30 protein-coding genes and 1 other RNA gene are annotated in these 18,382 nt (G+C 46.0%); 6 read left to right on the top strand and 25 right to left on the bottom strand.

The annotated features are described in order from the left end of the window. Positions 1–104 precede the first annotated feature (104 nt). The 4 genes from VQ643_RS04325 to VQ643_RS04310 are packed head-to-tail and all read left to right on the top strand — an operon-like array spanning position 105 to position 1,581. Entirely contained in the window at positions 105–815 is a 711-nt protein-coding gene (locus VQ643_RS04325) for a hypothetical protein (protein ID WP_414198053.1), read from the top strand. Then, entirely contained in the window at positions 802–1,098 is a 297-nt protein-coding gene (locus VQ643_RS04320; RefSeq protein ID WP_414198052.1) for a hypothetical protein, read from the top strand. Before VQ643_RS04325 ends, VQ643_RS04320 begins: the two co-directional genes overlap by 14 nt. Then, positions 1,098–1,364: a hypothetical protein gene (locus VQ643_RS04315; protein WP_414198051.1), complete on the top strand. Its 267-nt coding sequence runs from the start codon at positions 1,098–1,100 to the stop codon at positions 1,362–1,364. The genes VQ643_RS04320 and VQ643_RS04315 overlap by 1 nt, the downstream gene beginning before the upstream one ends. After that, entirely contained in the window at positions 1,357–1,581 is a 225-nt protein-coding gene (locus VQ643_RS04310; RefSeq protein ID WP_414198050.1) for a helix-turn-helix domain-containing protein, read from the top strand. The genes VQ643_RS04315 and VQ643_RS04310 overlap by 8 nt, the downstream gene beginning before the upstream one ends. Before the next feature lie 162 nt (positions 1,582–1,743). Here VQ643_RS04310 and VQ643_RS04305 read toward each other — a convergent pair whose 3' ends face one another. The 25 genes from VQ643_RS04305 to VQ643_RS04185 form a co-directional block, all read right to left on the bottom strand. Next, positions 1,744–2,328, bottom strand: a complete 585-nt coding sequence (locus VQ643_RS04305) for a phage virion morphogenesis protein (protein ID WP_414198049.1) — start codon at positions 2,326–2,328, stop codon at positions 1,744–1,746. Between the two features lie 110 nt (positions 2,329–2,438). Next, entirely contained in the window at positions 2,439–3,770 is a 1,332-nt protein-coding gene (locus VQ643_RS04300) for a phage minor head protein (protein ID WP_414198048.1), read from the bottom strand. After that, entirely contained in the window at positions 3,767–5,329 is a 1,563-nt protein-coding gene (locus tag VQ643_RS04295; RefSeq protein ID WP_414198047.1) for a DUF935 domain-containing protein, read from the bottom strand. The genes VQ643_RS04300 and VQ643_RS04295 overlap by 4 nt, the downstream gene beginning before the upstream one ends. Next, positions 5,313–5,501 (bottom strand): hypothetical protein, encoded by a 189-nt coding sequence (locus VQ643_RS04290; protein WP_414198046.1) that lies wholly within the window; start codon positions 5,499–5,501, stop codon positions 5,313–5,315. Before VQ643_RS04290 ends, VQ643_RS04295 begins: the two co-directional genes overlap by 17 nt. A 2-nt stretch (positions 5,502–5,503) precedes the next feature. Then, the gene (locus VQ643_RS04285) at positions 5,504–5,647 is read right to left on the bottom strand and encodes a hypothetical protein (RefSeq protein ID WP_414198045.1); all 144 of its coding nucleotides are present in this window, start codon (positions 5,645–5,647) and stop codon (positions 5,504–5,506) included. Continuing rightward, positions 5,647–7,245 (bottom strand): phage terminase large subunit, encoded by a 1,599-nt coding sequence (gene terL, locus VQ643_RS04280; protein WP_414198167.1) that lies wholly within the window; start codon positions 7,243–7,245, stop codon positions 5,647–5,649. The genes VQ643_RS04285 and terL overlap by 1 nt, the downstream gene beginning before the upstream one ends. A gap of 78 nt (positions 7,246–7,323) precedes the next feature. Beyond that, positions 7,324–7,827, bottom strand: coding sequence for a DUF1804 family protein (locus VQ643_RS04275; RefSeq protein WP_414198044.1), 504 nt, complete (start codon positions 7,825–7,827; stop codon positions 7,324–7,326). A 4-nt stretch (positions 7,828–7,831) separates the two neighbouring features. Next, complete coding sequence (locus tag VQ643_RS04270) at positions 7,832–8,026, bottom strand: hypothetical protein (protein WP_414198043.1); 195 nt, start codon at positions 8,024–8,026, stop codon at positions 7,832–7,834. A 107-nt stretch (positions 8,027–8,133) separates the two neighbouring features. Further along, positions 8,134–8,538 (bottom strand): hypothetical protein, encoded by a 405-nt coding sequence (locus VQ643_RS04265; protein WP_414198042.1) that lies wholly within the window; start codon positions 8,536–8,538, stop codon positions 8,134–8,136. After that, entirely contained in the window at positions 8,535–8,954 is a 420-nt protein-coding gene (locus tag VQ643_RS04260; RefSeq protein WP_414198041.1) for a structural protein, read from the bottom strand. Before VQ643_RS04260 ends, VQ643_RS04265 begins: the two co-directional genes overlap by 4 nt. Then, positions 8,947–9,378, bottom strand: coding sequence for a hypothetical protein (locus VQ643_RS04255; protein WP_414198040.1), 432 nt, complete (start codon positions 9,376–9,378; stop codon positions 8,947–8,949). Before VQ643_RS04255 ends, VQ643_RS04260 begins: the two co-directional genes overlap by 8 nt. A 4-nt stretch (positions 9,379–9,382) precedes the next feature. Continuing rightward, complete coding sequence (locus tag VQ643_RS04250) at positions 9,383–9,718, bottom strand: hypothetical protein (RefSeq protein WP_414198039.1); 336 nt, start codon at positions 9,716–9,718, stop codon at positions 9,383–9,385. 54 nt (positions 9,719–9,772) lie between these two features. Then, positions 9,773–10,177: a PH domain-containing protein gene (locus tag VQ643_RS04245; protein WP_414198038.1), complete on the bottom strand. Its 405-nt coding sequence runs from the start codon at positions 10,175–10,177 to the stop codon at positions 9,773–9,775. Positions 10,178–10,185: 8 nt separating this feature from the next. Beyond that, positions 10,186–10,629 (bottom strand): Mor transcription activator family protein, encoded by a 444-nt coding sequence (locus VQ643_RS04240; RefSeq protein ID WP_414198037.1) that lies wholly within the window; start codon positions 10,627–10,629, stop codon positions 10,186–10,188. Between the two features lies 1 nt (position 10,630). Then, positions 10,631–11,035 carry a gp16 family protein gene (locus tag VQ643_RS04235; protein WP_414198036.1) on the bottom strand — a complete coding sequence of 135 codons (405 nt, stop codon included), beginning with the start codon at positions 11,033–11,035 and terminating at the stop codon, positions 10,631–10,633. After that, positions 11,032–11,310, bottom strand: a complete 279-nt coding sequence (locus tag VQ643_RS04230; RefSeq protein ID WP_414198035.1) for a hypothetical protein — start codon at positions 11,308–11,310, stop codon at positions 11,032–11,034. Before VQ643_RS04230 ends, VQ643_RS04235 begins: the two co-directional genes overlap by 4 nt. 5 nt (positions 11,311–11,315) lie before the next feature. Beyond that, positions 11,316–11,382: hammerhead ribozyme type II (locus tag VQ643_RS04225), an RNA gene on the bottom strand. 1 nt (position 11,383) lies between these two features. Then, positions 11,384–11,995 carry a DUF3164 family protein gene (locus tag VQ643_RS04220; RefSeq protein WP_414198034.1) on the bottom strand — a complete coding sequence of 204 codons (612 nt, stop codon included), beginning with the start codon at positions 11,993–11,995 and terminating at the stop codon, positions 11,384–11,386. Between the two features lie 2 nt (positions 11,996–11,997). Next, positions 11,998–12,177, bottom strand: coding sequence for a hypothetical protein (locus VQ643_RS04215; protein WP_414198033.1), 180 nt, complete (start codon positions 12,175–12,177; stop codon positions 11,998–12,000). After that, entirely contained in the window at positions 12,164–12,490 is a 327-nt protein-coding gene (locus tag VQ643_RS04210) for a hypothetical protein (RefSeq protein ID WP_414198032.1), read from the bottom strand. The genes VQ643_RS04215 and VQ643_RS04210 overlap by 14 nt, the downstream gene beginning before the upstream one ends. Beyond that, on the bottom strand, positions 12,487–13,107 hold the full coding sequence (locus tag VQ643_RS04205) for a hypothetical protein (protein WP_414198031.1): 621 nt from the start codon (positions 13,105–13,107) through the stop codon (positions 12,487–12,489). Before VQ643_RS04205 ends, VQ643_RS04210 begins: the two co-directional genes overlap by 4 nt. A 2-nt stretch (positions 13,108–13,109) precedes the next feature. Beyond that, the gene (locus VQ643_RS04200) at positions 13,110–13,826 is read right to left on the bottom strand and encodes an AAA family ATPase (RefSeq protein ID WP_414198030.1); all 717 of its coding nucleotides are present in this window, start codon (positions 13,824–13,826) and stop codon (positions 13,110–13,112) included. An 18-nt stretch (positions 13,827–13,844) separates the two neighbouring features. Next, entirely contained in the window at positions 13,845–15,959 is a 2,115-nt protein-coding gene (locus tag VQ643_RS04195) for a Mu transposase C-terminal domain-containing protein (protein WP_414198029.1), read from the bottom strand. Then, a complete protein-coding gene (locus VQ643_RS04190) occupies positions 15,959–16,399 on the bottom strand; it encodes a hypothetical protein (protein ID WP_414198027.1) in 441 nt (146 codons plus the stop codon). The genes VQ643_RS04195 and VQ643_RS04190 overlap by 1 nt, the downstream gene beginning before the upstream one ends. Positions 16,400–16,401: 2 nt before the next feature. Further along, positions 16,402–16,740, bottom strand: coding sequence for a helix-turn-helix domain-containing protein (locus VQ643_RS04185; RefSeq protein WP_414198025.1), 339 nt, complete (start codon positions 16,738–16,740; stop codon positions 16,402–16,404). A gap of 231 nt (positions 16,741–16,971) precedes the next feature. On the opposite strand from VQ643_RS04185, the gene VQ643_RS04180 reads away from it, so the two are divergent. Next, entirely contained in the window at positions 16,972–17,628 is a 657-nt protein-coding gene (locus VQ643_RS04180; RefSeq protein ID WP_414198024.1) for an XRE family transcriptional regulator, read from the top strand. A gap of 412 nt (positions 17,629–18,040) precedes the next feature. Beyond that, positions 18,041–18,382, top strand: a 342-nt coding sequence (locus VQ643_RS04175) for a hypothetical protein (protein WP_414198023.1), incomplete at its 3' end; no start/stop codon positions are given.

The raw sequence follows: 18,382 nt of genomic DNA, 5'->3' as shown, positions 1-18,382 counted from the left end.
GTTCGTCAGCAACTTAAAAAAAATCTCTTATTTCAGTTGAAAACCGATAAATTTTATCGGATTATAGTTTCACACAAAGATACCTTCCGCACAGGAGAGTCAAAATGAGCACTATCAAAGTAATCAAAATCGAAACTGGCTACCAAGTTTTCTTCCCTTTTGAGCTAAAAGACAATTTTCGCTCTATTTTCAAATCAGCAAAATGGAATCCAATGGCTAAGTGCTGGGAAGTCGGCACTCGCTCAAAAACCCGTTTAGAAAATTGGGTTGAAGCTGTTCAATCAACAGCGGACGCTATTGTTACCAACGCTGAAGAAGAAGCCGCAGCACGCATTAGTGAAAATGAACTTTTTGCAATTGAGCAAGAAATGAAAGAGATCCAAAAAACTTTGGCTCTTGCAAAAGAAATTCGCGCTAATGCAGAAAAAACAAAAGAGTTTTTAGAGCCAGCTAAAGCTGAACTAGAAGCTGCTAAAGCAGAGCTAGTTGCTGCAAAAAAAGAAGCTGTTAGCGCATTAAATGAAGCTAAAGCATTTGTATCAAAAGTGATTGATGTTGAAGCTGTAACCGCTGCACATCAAGCAATGTGCAAAAACCACGGGGAAGTAGGTTCACAAGCTCGTGAAGCATTTAACTCTGCATGCTGGGTTATGCGTGAGCAAAATGACAAACTCAAAGAGCTAGGCTTCTATTCACCAGCTTTAGATGCTCTGTATCACATGAATTTCAATCGCCCACAGCGCGACATTCCACGCTCTATAAATATTAATATTGATATTTATACATTAGAGAAACTTGAAGATGATTCTAATTAATATAGATGGCACTAAATTTCTAGTGCCACCTACTGCTAACGATAACTCAATTGAACTGATCATTAAGCACAAGAGCGATATAGTTGATTATATCGCTCAAGCAAATAGAGCACTAAAAGCTATTAAAGATGATGTGTTAGTTGCGCAGGCCGAGCCAACGCCTGACGTTATAAAGCGGTTAAAGGAAGAAACGGGCATTATCGGATATCCTTTCGATCTAAGAGATGTAACTCTTTACATACTCGATCAAAAAATAGCTATAGATTTAGAGATTGATCTTTAATGCGCGAATTAATTACTGATACTACAATTCCAACCAACGATGTTTTTCATCACTTATTACGTCTTTTGCAAATACATAGAGACAAAGACTTAGTAATTGATATGTTTGCAGCTCAAGGCATAACAATTACTAAGTCAAAACTTAAAAGATGGGATTCAAAAACGGGCGAATATAATGAATACTTTTCATATATCTCGCGTGAAACGCTTGAGAAGTTTATAGACGAGTGCTACAAGCGCAAACTTGTAACAGTTTCTGATGAATAAAAAAGTAAATTCCAGCTTTTACAACCCAAGCGCCGAATATGTAAGCGCACTTGTGAAGAAAACAGGGCTTACTAAAGTCGAAATATGTAAACGCTTAGATATTACAGAAGCTACTTTACGAAATTATAGAAATGGAAACAGCAAAATAAGTTATGCACTACAGTTTTGCCTTGAGCATCTTGTATATGAAGCAACAAATACTACTCATCAAGAATAAAACTATTTACTGATTTTTCTATCTACTCCGTCCAGCAACTCAAAATAACCCTCACCAACCCCGTTAACCACCCGTTAAAAATAGCGTTTAGCCAAAACCAATAGAATGACCGCGCTCAGCACGACAAACCGCCTTAAATCGCGTTACAGGCGGTTTGTGTGTTTAGTTTAAAAACTGACTTAACACTGTCATCACCGCATCCAGCGCGCGGGGTTTGAGTTGTCCATCTGGGGTAACAGGTAAGAAAGGTCTTGCAGGGATATCGATGCTATAGGCTTGAGCATTGTATTCACGCTCTGTAGCGCGTTTATGACTTCGTTTAGCAAACACTGCCAAATTGCTGTGGCCTTTTTGACGTAGCAGCCTGCCTTTAGCATCAGTACGTAGGCGCACTGTGCCTTGTTTGGCTTCGCGCTGGATGCGCCCACCAAATTGATGAATGGCGGCATAGGGAACATTGGTACCGATAATGGCAAAGTCTTGCCCTGATTGAGTGGTAATAGAACGGGCTAAGGCGTTGCTGACTTGTAAGATAGGATGCGCGCCACCTTTGCGGCGTTTTACAGTGCTGGGGCGTAGTTGTTGCCAACCTGGGCCTTCGTCAATAAATGCCAGTTCTGTTTGGGCAGCCAGTTCATTGGCGATGGCGGCCATCATCGGTTGGCTGTTGTCTAGCACGCGCATGATCTGGCTGATACGTTGCGTTAAGGCAGTATTGTCTAGACTAATGTGAATGCTGTTGGTCATTGCTTTTCCTTGCTGTTATAGTGGTAGTAGAGAGGTAGTTTCCTAATGGAAAGGTTGGGGTGAGCTGCTTAGGCACTGCGCCATTATCGGGTTCGAGTCCTGCGCCTCTCTTATCTCACCTTGCTGTACATACCACTTTTAAGCCCTGAATTAATATCTAACGCTGACACTTTAAACACAGTGGCGGCGTCATCTATATCAGCTTTCCCATAAGTGTTTTTAGCAAAGCGCACCACCACTTTAGTGCTTAGGTCGTGGCTTTCATCTAAGACATACATCAGTGTTTTATTGGCGTTATCCCAGAGTACTTGGCTGGCATTTAAAATGCGTTCAGGCAATGACTTCCATTCGGCTTGGCTTAGCGCATTACCTGCTTGGCTATGGCGGCGGGCTTTGCCGCCTGCAATTAACTCATCACGAATAAAGAGCAAGCCTGTTTGTAGTTTAGCGCCTTGTTGTTTGGCAAAGGCGATATCGGTTGGCTGCATAACGCCAAATGCCATACTTTGCCCTTGGCGAAAACCTAATTTTTTCGCGTTGTCGATATAGGCATTCCATGCTTTTAAGCGAATAGGATTGAGCAGCACTTGCTGCATTTCATCTGTACCTGCCTGCTCGCCTAATGTGCGTTTGGCTTTTTGCAGTAGTACGTCGTCCATAATATGACTATTGGCGGGGCTACCATCAAAGCCTGCATCAGGGCTAAAACGAATCGGCTTGCCGTTTTTGTCTGTAGTTTTTAGCACTGTCACTTCAGTACTGTTGATTTCGCCCGTTTCTAGCTCTACCCCTGTTTCAATGGTTTCAGTAGTGGTTAGGCCTTCACTGGATTCAACAACCAAGCCGCGCCGTTCAACTTCGTCTGCGCTGAGTGCAACAAAACGGCAGCGGCAGTTGTAACCGTTCGGCGGCAAGATGTGCTGCCAGATAGGATCGTCATAACGAAATACTTTGCCGTGTAATGCTGCGTGGCTGGGGCGTGTGATGCTGTCCATTACCGCGACATACATCCAATACGGGTGAGTTTCGGCGCTGTCTAATGCGGCTTTGTAACGCCCTGCCATGTAGGCACTTTGTAGGTTGGTTTGGTAGATGGTGTCTAAACGGCGCGGGCTGCCTAGCTGTACCTGTTGTTCTTCACCTGCGGGATTCTCAACAGTTTGACGCCCCCACCAGCCTTTGGCTTGTAAAATAGGCTGTAGGTTGGCTTTAAAGTCGGCCAGTGTTTGCCCTTGTTCTAAGTTAGTGATTAAAGCACTGCGAATATCATGCAACACATCGACACTCGCGGCTTTCGCGACGGTAAAGGCGCGTGCATGGCTGGACGCATCGACACTGTGCCAGTCCCACGTAATGGCAAAGCCTTTGCGTTTTAAATAAGCGATGGCGTCATCAGGTTTTAGGTTGATGATGGCTTGTAGATCGGCTTGGGTGGGTTTCATACGCCACCTTGCAAGCGGGCAAAGGCATCCACCGCAAACAGCGCTTTGTGCAATGCTTCAGTAAGCGCGCTTTCGTCCAGTTCGGGGAAAGCCTCAGCCAACAAACCTAGCACCGCGTGCTCGTCTTGCCCTTGCTCAATGGCTGACAATAAAGGCGCTAAGATACCGTCTAGTTGCTGTTGTTTTTGCGTGGCTGGCAGGTTGTTTAACGTGTGGTCTAACGCGCTTTGATCAGGATAGACCGCAGCTAATATTGAATTTAATGCTGCGAGTTTGGGCGGCTGTTGATTCAGCATTGCCACGTTAACGGGCGCTAGTACTTCTTCATGCGCATCTGACTGTGGAATCCCTAACTTGTCATGCACCCAAGTTTTAGGGATTTGCATGCCAATATTAACTAATGGCGGTAAGGCTGTAGCAAAGGTGCTTAAGTCTTCTGTCTGTTTTAGGTCGAAACTAAAGCGCGGCATACGGCGGTTGTTAAGATCGCCACCACGATTAAGCACAATTAACGGCCAGAGCAAGTCTTTGGTTAAGGTAGCGGCTAACTGGCGTGCGTCTGACTCTAATAAGTCGTGGCGTACTTCGTTATGCACTTTGCCTAATGCATAAGAGCCACCACCGCCTGAACTTGTTTGGCTGGTGAGTGTACCGCCGAGCACGGCTTTGGAAATACTGGCATCACATTGTTCCATCATCGCCAGAAACGGGTCGGCATTACCTTGTGCGGCTGCCTGAAATTCAATCTTCATCGACTCAGGAATAATGCCAGCTGCACTGTGCCCTAATTGAGTAACGGCATTGAGCAAGGTAGCTTTTTCTTTTTCAGCTGTACCCGCTGGATACATACCTAACCGAATAGGCATACCATACACTTCTAGTAGCTCCGCAAGGTCACGAGTACTGTAGTGCTTAAATAAGTAAGGCCATGCTAAAACACGGTATAACCCTGTGCGCGCAATGTAGCCGCTGCGGGCTTTTGGCGTGTGGACTATCCAGTTAAAGGGACGCAGTTCTTCAGGTTCGCCATGGTTAGTCCGTAGCAATAGCTTGTTCTGATTAGTGTTTTCAGTGATAAACCAGCTTTGTGGTCGATGATGAAAAGCTTGCGGTTGCCACTCTTTGCCGTAGCGCTGCCATTGCAACTCGATGCAACTGTAGCCATGCCCAATGCCGTCTAGCATATCAAGCATTAGATCTTCAACGTTGTCTAAATCCAGCAGTAACTCGTGTAAAAATTCCGCATCCGCTTTTTCTTGTGCTGTTGCGTTACGTGCTGGATCTACTGTCCAGTCCAGACCAATAACCGCACGCTTGCGCTTACTTATTTCAGAAAAGATATGCCCGTCGCGTTCTTCCATGTCCTGAAATAGCTCTGCTTGACCTTTGAGCTGACCTTCCTCGGCATCTTGCAAAATACGTGCTAAACGGTGCGGGGTTAAATTGCGCACGGGGTGCTCGGCAAACTCACTGTGCAAACCTGCCAAACGGGCGGTTTGTGGCTCTTTTAAGGTTTCAGCACGTAACGGTCTGCCGTGAATATCAATAATTTGGCTCATGTTTTCTCCTTACTCTCTTGGCATCCGCTTTTTTCACAATATTGATATAGCCTTGAGGTTGGCGGCTGATATAGCAGTCTGTTTCTTCTCGCAATAACGGCACACATTTACCAATCAAATGGGCGTACCACATACGTGGGTCTGGGCTTTGGGTGATTTTTAGTTCGTACATGGTTATTCACTCAACTCTGGCGTGCAGTGATACGTTTGTTCACCAATAAAAAACCCACCTAAACGCTGACATTCTGCTGCAACAGTTAAATGAGCAAAAAACCAGCCTAGCCAAAATATAAGTACAATTTTTAAAGCACTTCTCATCACCAGCTCCCGCCAAAGCGACTGCCATCGTCAATGTCGTCATCATCGTAGGCGTTATAGGTTTGTGTTTCGCGCTTACGCGCTACCGACTGAAAGTCAAAGCTGGCAAAACCCGTGGTGGCAAGCATCCACAACATGTGTAGTGCATCTGGGCCATCATCATGGTCGGCCAGCGGAAAGTGTTTAAGTTGTTGTTCCAGCACGCTCTGGCTTTGGTGAATACGGATTAAGCCGTTTACAAAGTGCGGCTGTAAGCTTTCGATACGTAGGTATTTATCTGAATGTGGGGTAATGGCTCGTGCAGGTACGGGAATACCTAACTTAGCGCTGCGTTTAACAAGCTCTGTGCGCAGAAACTCTTGAAACTGCACGGCTTCAACGCCCCACACTAAGCAGCGGTATTCTTTATGCAGAGTAATGATGTCGCTAATAATCTTGTCTGGCAGGCGCTTGCGGATCAGCGCTTCGACCACATCCAGCACACCTGTTTCACGATTAAAGCCACCAACCAATAATGCGCTAGGGTCGCGTCCTGCGGCTTTCTTGCCCAGTGACGGGTCACAAGCACCGTAGAATATCCATTGGGTTAAGCGGTTAACCCAAAAATTAATGCAAGCGGCAAAGGGTGCATTGTCGCCTTGTACAGGATCGTTCTGCTGTTCTGAGTCGAAGGCATCGCGTCCGTCACGCGCGCGTTTTTTCATCAAAGTTAACAAGGGCTGTCCATCGGGCCAACTAATAACAGCGCCTGCTTTCATCTCAGCCTGATTAGCCTGATAGAACGCATCAGCGGCTGCGCCTTCATCGTCGTTATTGAGCAACAGCTCTTCCCATTGCTCCCATAAGTCCATACGGTCGGGCCATGTCAAAATCGACTTAAAATGGCGACGCTTCCACAGTGGATTGCGTAATAAACGTGATAACACTGAGTCATAGTGCAAGATGGTGCCGATAATAATCACGTCCATGCTGTCATCTACATCGCCCAAGCTAAGCACGGTTTTCTTTAACCAGTTGTCTAGTTTGTCGCGCTGTTCGGGGTTACGCACGTTTTCATCGTTTTCTAAGTCATCACCAATCACTAGATCAGGACGATAAGGACCGTGGCGTAAGCCACGCATACGTTTGCCACTACCGAACGCCTGAATCTTTACATCGTTTTGCGTGATTATTGTCCCGACTTGCCAAACTCGACCTTTGCCTGCGGCTTTGGGGTAATCCATAGCCAAACGAGGGTTAAATTCAAGCTCGGCTTTAACGGCTTCAAGCATAGTGGCGGCTTGTTCAAAGGCATCCATAATGATGATGCTGTAATGCTTGCGCCCTGTGAGTACGCACCAGATATTAAAAATTTGGCTGACGACGGTTGATTTAGCGTTACCCCGTGGTGCAGCAATGGCTTCGTGCTCGCCGCTAGGTGAATCCACTAGTTTAGGTAAACGCTGGTAAAGATAGTCATGCAGTAGTGCGTTTTTACGTTTTACATAATGCGGAAAGTACGTGCGTGCAAAGTATTCAAGATCGTTCTGCGCACGTTCTACTCGTTGCTTGCTGGCAATAGGATCAGGGTCAAAGCCGTCTACTTCAGCTTCAACCATCTTTTTGAACTGAGTAGCTAATTCACTCAGTTCTTTTAAAAAGTCTTTATAGTCTTGTGTGTTCTTTCTAGCCATCGTTTAGTTCGCTAGCGTTTTTGCTAGCTCCTCCCCAAACGGCTCTAAAATCTCAGCAAAAGCTTGGGCGTGTTGCGGGTAATGCTCACGCACAAAGCTAGCTTGTTTTTGCAGTACTTCCATTGCGGTCGCTAAGGCGCTGGTTTCGGGCAGAATGCGTTTAGAAGCGGATACCGTTTTGTTGTAAGCATCGGCAAGGCTGGCGAGCATTTGCACTTTGACTGAAGCTTTAAGTTCTTCGTCAGTTTGGATCTCTTGCATAGTTGATTGAAACTGTACAACTAAGCCAGTCAGCACTTGGCGTGCAACGTCTTCAACGCCACCGCCACTTATAAGCTGCGCAGTTTGTAGCTTGTCCCAATCGTCGCCCATGTCGGCGGCGGTCTTTTTCCAGCGCGCTGCGGTTGCGTAAGACACACCCCACATGGCCGCGGCAACGTCTAAACTGAGGCGGTCATGCACATACGCACGGCGCACGCCATCACGTATTTTTTGCGGGTGTGCCATTGGCTTAAGCTCCTAACTTAATTTTTGCTAATGCCACACCCACTGCGGCAATGGCCCCTGCGATGCCACCTGCAAAAGCGCCATAAGTGATGGCTTTGCGTTCTGCCGTTTCAAAGCGCTGCTCAATATGTTCTAAGCGCCCGTCAATACGCTGTAGTAGCTTAAATTCTGGGCTGTCTGGGTTAGTTTGCTGATTCATATAAAGTCCTTGTTTGGTATTCAAGTACGGTATTCCAATGCAGTTGCGCACAGTGCCCGTACTGGTCGTAAAGCTGTTTAAGTGCCATAGCGATATCGTCCGCACCACTACTGAGCGGGCTGACGGGTACTGGGCACGGGGTTAACAGTGCTGCGGGTAGTGGCGGCACTGGCGCGATCACGGGCTTGGTATAGGTACTGCATGACGTCATCAGGCAAGTTGCAATCAGTGCGATTAGCAGCGGTTTTAGCCAGCGCATCGTGTAGCTCCTTTGTCGTTTGTTGATCCTGCTTTGCTCGGCTTTGCATTTGTTTGAGCAGCGCATTGCTGGCTTGATTAGCCGCGTCAATCTGCTGCTGACTACGTGCGAGTAGCTGCTCAATGGCTGCCATGTTTTGTCGTTCGTGTTTGAGCTGCTGTTCACTGGCCCCTTGCCACTGACCAACCCAATAGCTCGCCAGCAGCGTAAGTGCATAAAATGCACTTACCATTAGCCACGCTCGCCAGTTCACTGGAGCACCTCATCAATAGCCGCACTAATTAAATGCGGTGAGTACGGCTGCTGGCCGTTCTCTTGGGTGATGATGGCAGGAATCAGTTTTTGTAAAGTTGGCTTGTCTAAGTGCAGCGGTTCGTAAGCACTAATGCCCATTTCTTCAGCGACAAAACGTGCATAGCCTTTAGTATCGTTTTCATTGCTGGGCGCAAAGCGGCTAACTAAAGCTTCAATGGTGCGTAAACCGTGAATCTTACGGTAATTAAGCAGCAACTTAGCAAGTGCTCGAATGCCATTAAATGCAGTGTCAAAACGTACAAAGCGCGTTTCAATAGTGGGATCATGCGGCAACTGTCCACGCCAATTATTCTTAGCGTTGTAGACTAGATTGCCTGGGTTGTTGTTACGAATGCCACGTGATGGTCTACTCATGTTTATTCTCCAATTTACGTCTAATCCAGTTCGCAAAGGCACCTATCCAGCTTTCGCCATCACGCTCAAAAATCCGCAGTGCAGCGCCGATCAGCCACCATGCGGGCAAGCCCGCAATCACTAGCAAAGGCGAGGCGACAAACAGCAAGCCGAAATTGGGATCTAGCCCATACAAGCTGGCGACTTCATTAGCAGAGGCGAAAAGTTCGGGGTTACTGGCATGCAAACGCACAACCAGCATTGGCCCTAAAATGCTGCTGGATGAAATAGCTACAAACAGGCGGGCAAATCCTTCCTTGACAGTTTTAGGCCATAGAATTAAGAAACCTAACGCCGCGGCTAAAGCGCCTGCGCTAATGTGTAAACCAAAATATTTAAGAACAGCTCCGCTGGCCGCGGCTGTGCTGGTAGCTGGGTCTGCCATGGCGTTAACTCCTTGACGGCAGGTTCGCGCGCAGTTTTTGCAGGTAGTCATTTCCCACCTCTGGCGATGATTTTTTATAAGCAGAAATACGAAAACCTGTGTCGGTAACGCGTGGAGCTGGTGTCGGCTTAGCTTGCTCGCCTTGCTGGCGAACAGTTCTATAAGTGCGGTAGCTTTTTGCTTTAGCCCAGGCGTCTTCCACCAGCGAGCGTACGAGAGCGCGCCACTCTTCGGGACAGCGTTCTAGCAGCGCTTTGCGCGCATCACGTGATGGCTCAGCTAAGATAGCTTGAGCATATTCACACGGACGGCTTAGGGTTGTAAGGGGTTTTCTGTTCATGCCACCCATGATGGGCGGCATTTGAAATGTGGGTAACTAGAGGGGTTTCAGCGCTTATGCTTGGAATGCATTCTCAATTGTTTTTTTCACATGTAACGGATTAGCAATGTTTTTTAGCACGCAGTCACTAATACCGCGCCCTGTTATGCGAACTGTTCCAAAGCCAAAAATACGCCCTATAATACTTTGATCAATATCGATAGTTTCAATAGATGAAAGCTTCATTTCTTGGGTTTTGCGAGCAACTATGCCTGTTTTAATAATAACGCGCTTGGTGGTGACACCTTGCTCTATATTCTTTAAGCGAACAAACTCATACAAGGCAAAAATAAGAGTAATACCCAATGTCACCGGTGCAATGACAATCCACAAGATGAAATACATCCAAGAAAACCAGTGCAGTTTAAACTTAGCCGCAATATTTTCGCCATTTGATAGCGATTGATCGATATAAGCCATAATTTCTCCTATGATCCAAAGAGTGCGTACTGTTCTTGATCGGGTATATAACTATTAACAATATCCCATACTCGTCTATCGCTCAATTGATACTGACGTGCTAGTTGCCAAACGGTATCACGTGCGCTTAACCCTTGTTTTATAGCGATATCGTATTCATTGTGAATATTAAGGTCTCGCACTTTGCGCAATAAAGCGCAGCAACGCGGCAAGTATATTTCATTTTGGGCATAGTGTTGGCGTAGTAGTTGCTCAGCTTCTGAACCGACCATTTCTGCCAATGCTTCGCGCTTTGCTTCACCTTCTGCACTTCGACCTATAGCAACGCGCCAAGTAGTACCGCCTAACGCTTGCACTACTTTTAACGTGTTACTAAAGCCGATTAACGCAATCATTTCTTGCACTGACTTGGGTAAGTCTGTTTGTAGTTGTTTTAACAGCTCAACGTTCATATCACACCTCGTGACGCTTAGCATCAATGATCAATGCTTGCATTAAACGCTGTGTTTGGCTTTCGTCTAACCACTCAACACGCTCTACTTTAAACATGTGCTTAGCCATGCTGTCCGCGTAACTCCATGGGCGTTTAGCATCGGCAAGTAGTGCTTCAATTTTGTTTAAGTAGCTTTGCTTATTATCCGTGACATTCGGCTTTTCACGGCCTTTATTAGTGGCTTTCGGGGTAAAACCTAAACGTTCAAATTCAGCCATGACTAAACCAATTTGACGCGGGTTTAACTCTTTTGCTGATTTTACACCTGCAACACGGGCTAGCATGGCGCGATAGCTGTCGTCATCCATGCTTAGCTGGGCTTTGGCAATGTGAATTTTTGCCAGCTGAATACGTTTTATACTCATGCGTGACTCCTTATTTTTAATAATTCTTGAAAGCGTGACGGGTCACGCTCGGCAAGCTCAGCGACGTTGTGCAGCAGCAAGGTGATGGCCTCTGCTTCTTGCTCAAAACCACCCACATGGCAAATATGCTCAAGCGCTTGCGTTGTTGCGCGATACATTTCCATACGAAACTCACGCGCACCCATAGCTTCACGATGAGCACGTTTGCGCTCTCGCTCGGCTTGTTTACGCTCGCGTGCTTGCTTGCGTTTTAACTCTTGAATTGAATCAGTCATAAATCTCCTGGCTGCTCGTCAGTACCTAGCCACCACGCTAGGCAGACAGCCCATTGCTGGGCTGTTTCGCATGTTAAATACTGGCTAAATCAAGGCTGATGGGGGTGTATTGATTGCTATCGCCTACTCGTTGATACAGGCGAATGTAGATTTTTGAGCCGACGACTTGGCACGCATCACTAACGGCATCCATAGCACGCTGCCAACGTGGATCTGCTATTTCGTAGCGACGCAGAGCAAGAACCCGTGCAGTGCGGATCTCGCCTTTGGTGTCAACGCGAAAAGCGTCGTTAACAATTAGCGCCAATTCTGGGCGAGCGTCTTTTACCCACTCCTTTAGACATTCATCAATCAGCGAACGAGCGGCTTGCAAGCGCTCGTCAAAAGCAATGCTTTCTTGTACCGCATGCTGGATTTTGTATTTGCCATCAAAACTAAGTAACGACACATTGCCTTTCTTGCCGCCTAACTTAGTGCCGTACTCATTGGCACTAAGCTCAACAAACTGCTGTATTTCGCTAAACGCTACTTGTTTAAATTCACGCATGGCCTTTTGCAGTACTTGGGCTTTGGTGGTGATACTGGTCACAAGCTCATCACGTAACTTGTCAATTTCTTTAATTTGTTCTACAGGTACTAAGCGACCTTGTGCATCTTGTTTGTAGCCTTCTGGTATTAAGCTCATGGCTAAGCTCCTTGTTGATTTTGTTGAATACGTTGTAAGCGTGGGATATCGGTTTCTAATTCTTTAGCGCGGATGTGGGCAAAGGCTGGATCTGACACCAACCCCACACAACGTCCGTTAAACATCAAACGAACCATGCCTTTGCCGCGTATCAAAACCTGTACTTTGTTAGTGTTTTGCATGAGTTTTGTCCTTGCACTGGGTGTTATGAATGCAGCTTTGGCAAACGCGAAAATGCTGCATGGCAACGGGGTTATTTAACGGGGGTTGACGGTTGTGATACTCAGCGCACTGGACAGGCAATAGTTGCCCCATCACAGGACAGTTAATTTGTCCGAATGCACGTTCAATACGCTGCGCCATTGCGCAGGTTTTAGCGCCATATTTGCCTGACAGCAGCAAGCTGACAGTGGTGCGTGATACGCCAAGATGGTTGGCTACTTTTTGCATGCTTGAGCGTGCTACTTCTTTTTGCAGCAGTTCTAGATAGCTCATAGCAAGTCCTCTGGGTTTTGTGCATACACGACTTCAGCCGTATTAGGGTCGTAGACTTGACCGATACGTTGAATCTGCGGTGCGCGAGGGCCTTTTACTTTGGCTTTAATTAGGCTGTAACGGCGGGGTTTACCGTTGTTGTGTTGTACGTAGCCTGCAAGTAGCAACCACTTTATATAGCTTTGTGCAGTGGATACTTTCACTTCCACTCCAGCGCTGGCGTAGCCAGCTAGTTCTTGAACAGTTACGTTTGGTAGCATGCGCAATGTGCGCCACATAGCTTCTGTGCCTTCGCCTGCACGCGAGGCTTTACCACTTTTGCTAATTTGTGGTGCTTCTACGCCTAAGTCTTTAACCAGATATAGGCTTTTTTCAGAGAACGCATTAGTTGTTGGGGTGCCATCGTTTTCTAGGCAATGGGCAATAACACCTGCTTTTTTCAGGCCCTGAAAGTAGGAACATGTGGTGTCGTAATTGACCTGTGCTTCATGCGCTACCATGGTCGCTGAGAACCTTGTACGGTTAGCGCGAATAACTTCCCAGATACGTTGACGGTTACTTTTTCCACCGCGTTGTTCTAAGTGAATGGCTTTGCGCCCAGTTGCTAGCTTAGTCATGCTTAAGCTCTCCGCTTAGGCGCTTCGCCAGTGTAAATTTCACGCTTACCCCAGCTTGCTAAGTCAACAGCATCTAAGCCTTCGTTAAGTGCGGTATCGCTAATATTGGCAAGGTTAGTGGCTACACGACGTACTGAGCCGTTTGCGCGTTTAACGATGAGGTCTAGTAAGTCATCTGCAACAGGTACTTGGCTATAAATAGGCACTAAACGCTTGGCATCTTCAAAGCTGACGGGCTGGGCTGGCACCCAACTCAGTACGCGACCGTGAAAACGTTCAAAGCGTTTTAGCTTAGTTGGCAGCATTTCTTCGCCAATGAGTAATATTGGCGATTGGCTGGCTTCGTAAATGTCACGAATAAGCTCAACAGAACCACGTGCAACAATGTGGTCCATTTCGTCAATAATTAATGGTTTACCTGTGGCTGCCAGTTCTGAAGCAATCGCATCGACTAGCATGGATGCCGTTGCGCCTGTGGGTGCGCTAACACCAATGGCGTCAATAATGGCGCGCAGTGTGTCTTTTTTCGTCCAAACGCTGCGAGCTTGCACGTAGTAAGCGCGGCGGGCGTTAGCAACATAGCAAGCACTGCTAGTTTTGCCGTAGCCACTTGGACCATAAAAACACACCATTCCAGGTAAACTTTCAGTGCGGCTTAATGCCCGTTGTAAGGCAACATCACACAAGCCAATGTTGGCAATAGAAGCAACTTGAGACATATCTTTTACCGTCCTTAATTAATAACTAACTGTTTGTAGTGATTCAGCTTGTCTGTAGCTGAATGCCTTAAATTCACTGCCGCTTGGGTAGTTCTTAAACCAGCGCACGACTTTTGCATCACGTGTGGCTAAATCTTGGTTTTGATCTATTTCAACCCACAGGGCATAGCGTGCTTCAGGCGTACTTGGAATCACGCTGATAGATGCAACTGGGGCAATAGGTGCGGCTTTTGCGACCGTTTGGATAGGGGTGAACTCAGCTTCCTCAATAAGCTCGACTTGCTCTGCGCGAGCACGTAGCTGATTCATGTCATACTGATCTAAGCCCGCAACGGGAACATGCTCGACTTCAAGCACGCGTGATCCGTAACGTTCTGCATGTACTTCTTCAAGGTGGCTATTGAGGCGTTTTTCACGGCCTTTTAGGCGCTCATCACGTTTACGCTCGACAAAGTTTTGCGGCATGTAATCGCGCTTGTTGCCATCTAGCTCAGCGGTGCAAAGGAATGCACCTTCCTGGTTGTACACCCAAACCCTTGAAACGTCGTGAATATCAAAAGCAATACGCAACTGTTCGCCATGGAACTCTTCTAGCGCAGCAGCAAAATAGAGGTTGTTGAATAAGTTAATTTCACAACGGTTAACAATACGTAGCTCTTGCGGTCTAAATAGTGGTCTAGCTTCATCATCCGTGACAGAAATAACGCTAAACCCATCGGCTACGTGTTGTGCCCAGCACTCATTGGGTGTCATATGGCGGCGTTTGCCCGTTACTGGATCAGTAAACTTAGGCAAACTGCTGTGAGGCGTATTGTTGTAACGTGCAACTTGTTCAGTGCTGAACTCTACAAACTGTTCCCATGCCATTAGCGGCATAGCCACAATCTCACCACCTTTATCAATGGCTTTACGCGTTACCTTGAAGTTAGCTAGACGTGCTTGGCGGTCCATATCGACACCAACATAACTAGGCAGTGTACGCGCCGCTTTAATCCAGATACTTTGGTGTACTCGCTCAATAATGCCGCGTGCTTGTGAGTTATACGGCAAGCTGTTAACCATTTCCGTACCCAAGCGCGACATTAAGCCAATCGCAGGGTCAGTCATCATGGCGTTTTTATAGCCAGATCCGTTATCCACATAAAAAATGGCAGGTATGCCGTTTTTCACACAGGAGTAACGCAAGGCATCAATCACCGCTAAAGCGCTTTCGGCAAGATCGACTGACCAGCCAACGACTTTGCGTGTGGCGATGTCTATAACCGTGGTAATTTCTGGGCGAAATGGTCGGCCATGGGTTGGGTGCTGTACTTCGGCATCAAAAGTATGGCCGTCGGCGCTGTAAATATCGGTGGGTAATAGTTTGTCAAAACCACGACGAATAAAGGGCTTTAGGGTTTTCAGTTCACGCGCGCCCATGCGCCCAACTTCGCGGCTAACATTGCCCATTTTTTCTAGAAAACGGCGTACTTGGTGAATACTTGGAATATTACCTTGCTGACCTTGGGCAAACTGCTGGTAGGCATAACTCACGCTAGGCTTGCTTGGTAACTGATAGAAACTTAAAAAGCGTTTTGCCCATGTTGGAACTGTCATGTCTTTTTGACGGTAAACGGGGGCAAGTTCACCTTCTTTAGCCCGATTAATAAAGCGCAACAGTGAGCGACTAGACGGCAAACCATCCTCACTTGGGCGACCGCGTCCATCACGTGCACTTTTGAGCATAGCCACTACATGCGCGTCTACTGAGCCTGCGCGAGCCATATCAATTAATAGCTCTGCACACTTGGTTTGCGTGTAACCTGTGGTTTGCATCAGGTTATTAATGGCGTTAATAACACCCGTGCGGGCATCCGTAACCAGAGCCTGTTGCTCGGTTTCAAGCATTTCAAGCTGCACTTCATCGTTACGCACGGGCAATGTGTTGGTCGCCAGTACTGCTTGTGTGGCTTCTTTACGGATGGCGTTTTGAGTTTCTATTGGTAGGCTTTTGAAGGCGTATTCTAGGGCTTTGGTGCCTTCACGTTTGCGTGAGTCCCACTTTTCACGCTTACTACGCATTTGAATAGCACGATCAGTTTGTGGCAGACCTTTCATACCTGCCAATTCTTGAGCGGTATACCAATCTTTCATTACGCATCCCCCAATGCTTTTTTAAGTTCACGGGCTTTGCGTGCGTACTCTTCACGCTTACGTTCATAACGTCCTAGTTCTGCGTTTAATGCGTCACGACCATATGCAACGCGGCCACCATGCTGGTTAACTAACCAATTGGTCAGCAGGCGGCTAGAGCACACTTGTTCCAGTAGTGGTACGCGATAAAATGGGATGTTGTGTTCTGTTCGAGCAGGGCTTGACCAGGCATCAAGCATATTTTTACTAACGTCATCGCCTGAAAGCCTCGACATTTGAGTCGCAATTTCGTAGCGATCTATTTCTGCTTCTTTAAGGATCTCTGCAACTAACTCGCTAATAGTGGCAGCGTAGTTACATTGCCCTGGAATAGCTGCGACTGGTTGTGGCACTTCAAATAAGTCAAAAGTACGGTCGTCTTTTCTAGGTTTGCGAGCCATGTCTACACACCTCCACAACTTAAACGGTGCGAAGCGATGACAGTACTGTTAGAATTGGAGCGCGTGTATTTACATTCAGCTGTATTTGGACGCTCGCGAACAGGGGTGTAGTCATTGTTCCAACGCTCAGGCCATATTTCCCATGGCTGTACGTTCAACGCTTTAGCAATGCTACGTTCAATACGAGGGTAACGGTTTAGTTTAGCCCACCGAACCGTTCTCTCGTCGACCCCTATATCACGTGCAAGCTGAGTGATAGAAGTGCCACGCATTCGTAATTGGTACTTAATAAACTCCCATCGTTGTTCGAGAGTTAATTTCTTAATATCGTTAATAGTCATTTTCCTAACCATCTTTGCGGGGTGGTTTTTAACGGTGTTTAACAACCGATTGCGGATAAACATAGCCGTTTTGATCTATCAAGTAAAGCGAAAAACGGCATTTCGTTTATAAAATAAAGCAAGAATATAGAACTATTCGGCTAAATTATTGATTTTAAAGGCATATTTTAGCTAAGCGAAATTTCGTTTTCTTTAGTTCTGTATTTCGTTTGCTAGCTGGGTTAATCCGAAATGTTTGAGACACTAGCTGATAGAATTAGACACTGTGCAGAGTTAGCCGGAAGCGGCGATGAGCTAGCCCGACTCGCAACTATTCCAAGACGTACCCTGGAGTACTACATGACTGGCGAACGAGAGCCTAAACTGTCGCGTTGTGTAGATATTGCTAAAGTCGTCAAAGTGAACCTAGACTGGCTAGCAACAGGCGAAGGTGATATTACTAAAAGCAAAACATCTAAACTTGCTGAGGATGATAAGTATGCCTATATCCCTTTATATGATGCAGTTTGTAGTGCTGGTGGGGGCGCATGGAATGGTAAAGATCAGATACTTACCCATATTTCTTTTACACAGTATTCTTTGCGAAAAAAGGGATTGATTGCAGATCAACTCTCTGCTGTGCGTATAAAAGGCGACTCAATGGAGCCATTACTGCATGATAATGACACTGTTCTAATTGATCACACTCAGTCATCCATCACTGCTGATGGTATTTATGTCATACGTGTAGATGAGCATCTATACGCAAAGCGCCTACAACGCCAAATTAACGGCTCTATATTAGTGATCAGTGAAAACTCAGCCTACAAGCCAATGACTGTCAATCGTGACGCATTAGGTGATTTAGCCATAATTGGCCGTGTTGTGTGGTCCGCAGGCTGGATGTAACTCTTTATTCTTATTCTGTTTGCATTCTTAAGACAATAAAGGCGCAAATCTTCTCAGAAATGCGCCTTTTTAATCATTTTTTCGCAATCTCAAATTCATACCGTAAATCCGCTATACATCAACACTGTCAAAGCCTCCAGCCGTTTTAACCTTCATTCCTATCTATGACAATATGATTACCTCCCCACACTTATGCACTTATTAATGATGCATCCAAACAAGTGAATACACGAAATATACATTTGCCTGCTGGAATAAAACAGAATATTGTGATAAATACTAGAGGATTAGTACTTGATCAGAAAGTAATGGATAAAATTGTTGACAGTATTACACGCAAAACCAACGGTGTTGTCACAGGAAAGAATATTGAATTTCTAGCATTAACAAAAAATTAGTAACAGGAGGAAGTGTGCTAATAGGTTTTAAAGGTGGACCTCTTATTGAGGCTGTAGATACGGCAATAGGTATGAATAATTTTTTCTCCGTAGTAAAAAAAGTTGTTGTACCCGCAAGAAAAGATCTTGAATGGCCGATTTTTTTTGATAGATTTTATAAGAGATACCTAAGAGAAAATGAGTTTGATAAAATAAAAATTATAATGGATGCTATAAATGAAGAATTTTCAAAACATCCTGCCTCAGTTGTATCTGATATTTTGAAACTGGATAGTGAATCGAAAGATTTAATGTTGAGTGAGTATTATATTAAATATTTTGAAAAATTTTATTACTGTTATACCACTGCTTTAGCG

The sequence above is a fragment of the Pseudomonas sp. F1_0610 genome, from assembly GCF_047470865.1.
Lineage (GTDB): Bacteria > Pseudomonadota > Gammaproteobacteria > Pseudomonadales > Pseudomonadaceae > JAZDRH01.
This window is presented reverse-complemented; position numbering and strand designations above follow the sequence as displayed.

What these genes read in the sequence shown, in the direction of transcription:
- VQ643_RS04325 (WP_414198053.1), top strand. Translation starts at nt 105, where the DNA reads ATGAGCACTATCAAAGTAATCAAAATCGAAACTGGCTACCAAGTTTTC.
- VQ643_RS04320 (WP_414198052.1), top strand. Translation starts at nt 802, where the DNA reads ATGATTCTAATTAATATAGATGGCACTAAATTTCTAGTGCCACCTACT.
- VQ643_RS04315 (WP_414198051.1), top strand. Translation starts at nt 1,098, where the DNA reads ATGCGCGAATTAATTACTGATACTACAATTCCAACCAACGATGTTTTT.
- VQ643_RS04310 (WP_414198050.1), top strand. Translation starts at nt 1,357, where the DNA reads ATGAATAAAAAAGTAAATTCCAGCTTTTACAACCCAAGCGCCGAATAT.
- VQ643_RS04305 (WP_414198049.1), bottom strand. Translation starts at nt 2,328, where the DNA reads ATGACCAACAGCATTCACATTAGTCTAGACAATACTGCCTTAACGCAA.
- VQ643_RS04300 (WP_414198048.1), bottom strand. Translation starts at nt 3,770, where the DNA reads ATGAAACCCACCCAAGCCGATCTACAAGCCATCATCAACCTAAAACCT.
- VQ643_RS04295 (WP_414198047.1), bottom strand. Translation starts at nt 5,329, where the DNA reads ATGAGCCAAATTATTGATATTCACGGCAGACCGTTACGTGCTGAAACC.
- VQ643_RS04290 (WP_414198046.1), bottom strand. Translation starts at nt 5,501, where the DNA reads ATGTACGAACTAAAAATCACCCAAAGCCCAGACCCACGTATGTGGTAC.
- VQ643_RS04285 (WP_414198045.1), bottom strand. Translation starts at nt 5,647, where the DNA reads ATGAGAAGTGCTTTAAAAATTGTACTTATATTTTGGCTAGGCTGGTTT.
- terL (WP_414198167.1), bottom strand. Translation starts at nt 7,245, where the DNA reads ATGGTTGAAGCTGAAGTAGACGGCTTTGACCCTGATCCTATTGCCAGC.
- VQ643_RS04275 (WP_414198044.1), bottom strand. Translation starts at nt 7,827, where the DNA reads ATGGCACACCCGCAAAAAATACGTGATGGCGTGCGCCGTGCGTATGTG.
- VQ643_RS04270 (WP_414198043.1), bottom strand. Translation starts at nt 8,026, where the DNA reads ATGAATCAGCAAACTAACCCAGACAGCCCAGAATTTAAGCTACTACAG.
- VQ643_RS04260 (WP_414198041.1), bottom strand. Translation starts at nt 8,954, where the DNA reads ATGAGTAGACCATCACGTGGCATTCGTAACAACAACCCAGGCAATCTA.
- VQ643_RS04255 (WP_414198040.1), bottom strand. Translation starts at nt 9,378, where the DNA reads ATGGCAGACCCAGCTACCAGCACAGCCGCGGCCAGCGGAGCTGTTCTT.
- VQ643_RS04250 (WP_414198039.1), bottom strand. Translation starts at nt 9,718, where the DNA reads ATGAACAGAAAACCCCTTACAACCCTAAGCCGTCCGTGTGAATATGCT.
- VQ643_RS04245 (WP_414198038.1), bottom strand. Translation starts at nt 10,177, where the DNA reads ATGGCTTATATCGATCAATCGCTATCAAATGGCGAAAATATTGCGGCT.
- VQ643_RS04240 (WP_414198037.1), bottom strand. Translation starts at nt 10,629, where the DNA reads ATGAACGTTGAGCTGTTAAAACAACTACAAACAGACTTACCCAAGTCA.
- VQ643_RS04235 (WP_414198036.1), bottom strand. Translation starts at nt 11,035, where the DNA reads ATGAGTATAAAACGTATTCAGCTGGCAAAAATTCACATTGCCAAAGCC.
- VQ643_RS04230 (WP_414198035.1), bottom strand. Translation starts at nt 11,310, where the DNA reads ATGACTGATTCAATTCAAGAGTTAAAACGCAAGCAAGCACGCGAGCGT.
- VQ643_RS04220 (WP_414198034.1), bottom strand. Translation starts at nt 11,995, where the DNA reads ATGAGCTTAATACCAGAAGGCTACAAACAAGATGCACAAGGTCGCTTA.
- VQ643_RS04215 (WP_414198033.1), bottom strand. Translation starts at nt 12,177, where the DNA reads ATGCAAAACACTAACAAAGTACAGGTTTTGATACGCGGCAAAGGCATG.
- VQ643_RS04210 (WP_414198032.1), bottom strand. Translation starts at nt 12,490, where the DNA reads ATGAGCTATCTAGAACTGCTGCAAAAAGAAGTAGCACGCTCAAGCATG.
- VQ643_RS04205 (WP_414198031.1), bottom strand. Translation starts at nt 13,107, where the DNA reads ATGACTAAGCTAGCAACTGGGCGCAAAGCCATTCACTTAGAACAACGC.
- VQ643_RS04200 (WP_414198030.1), bottom strand. Translation starts at nt 13,826, where the DNA reads ATGTCTCAAGTTGCTTCTATTGCCAACATTGGCTTGTGTGATGTTGCC.
- VQ643_RS04195 (WP_414198029.1), bottom strand. Translation starts at nt 15,959, where the DNA reads ATGAAAGATTGGTATACCGCTCAAGAATTGGCAGGTATGAAAGGTCTG.
- VQ643_RS04190 (WP_414198027.1), bottom strand. Translation starts at nt 16,399, where the DNA reads ATGGCTCGCAAACCTAGAAAAGACGACCGTACTTTTGACTTATTTGAA.
- VQ643_RS04185 (WP_414198025.1), bottom strand. Translation starts at nt 16,740, where the DNA reads ATGACTATTAACGATATTAAGAAATTAACTCTCGAACAACGATGGGAG.
- VQ643_RS04180 (WP_414198024.1), top strand. Translation starts at nt 16,972, where the DNA reads ATGTTTGAGACACTAGCTGATAGAATTAGACACTGTGCAGAGTTAGCC.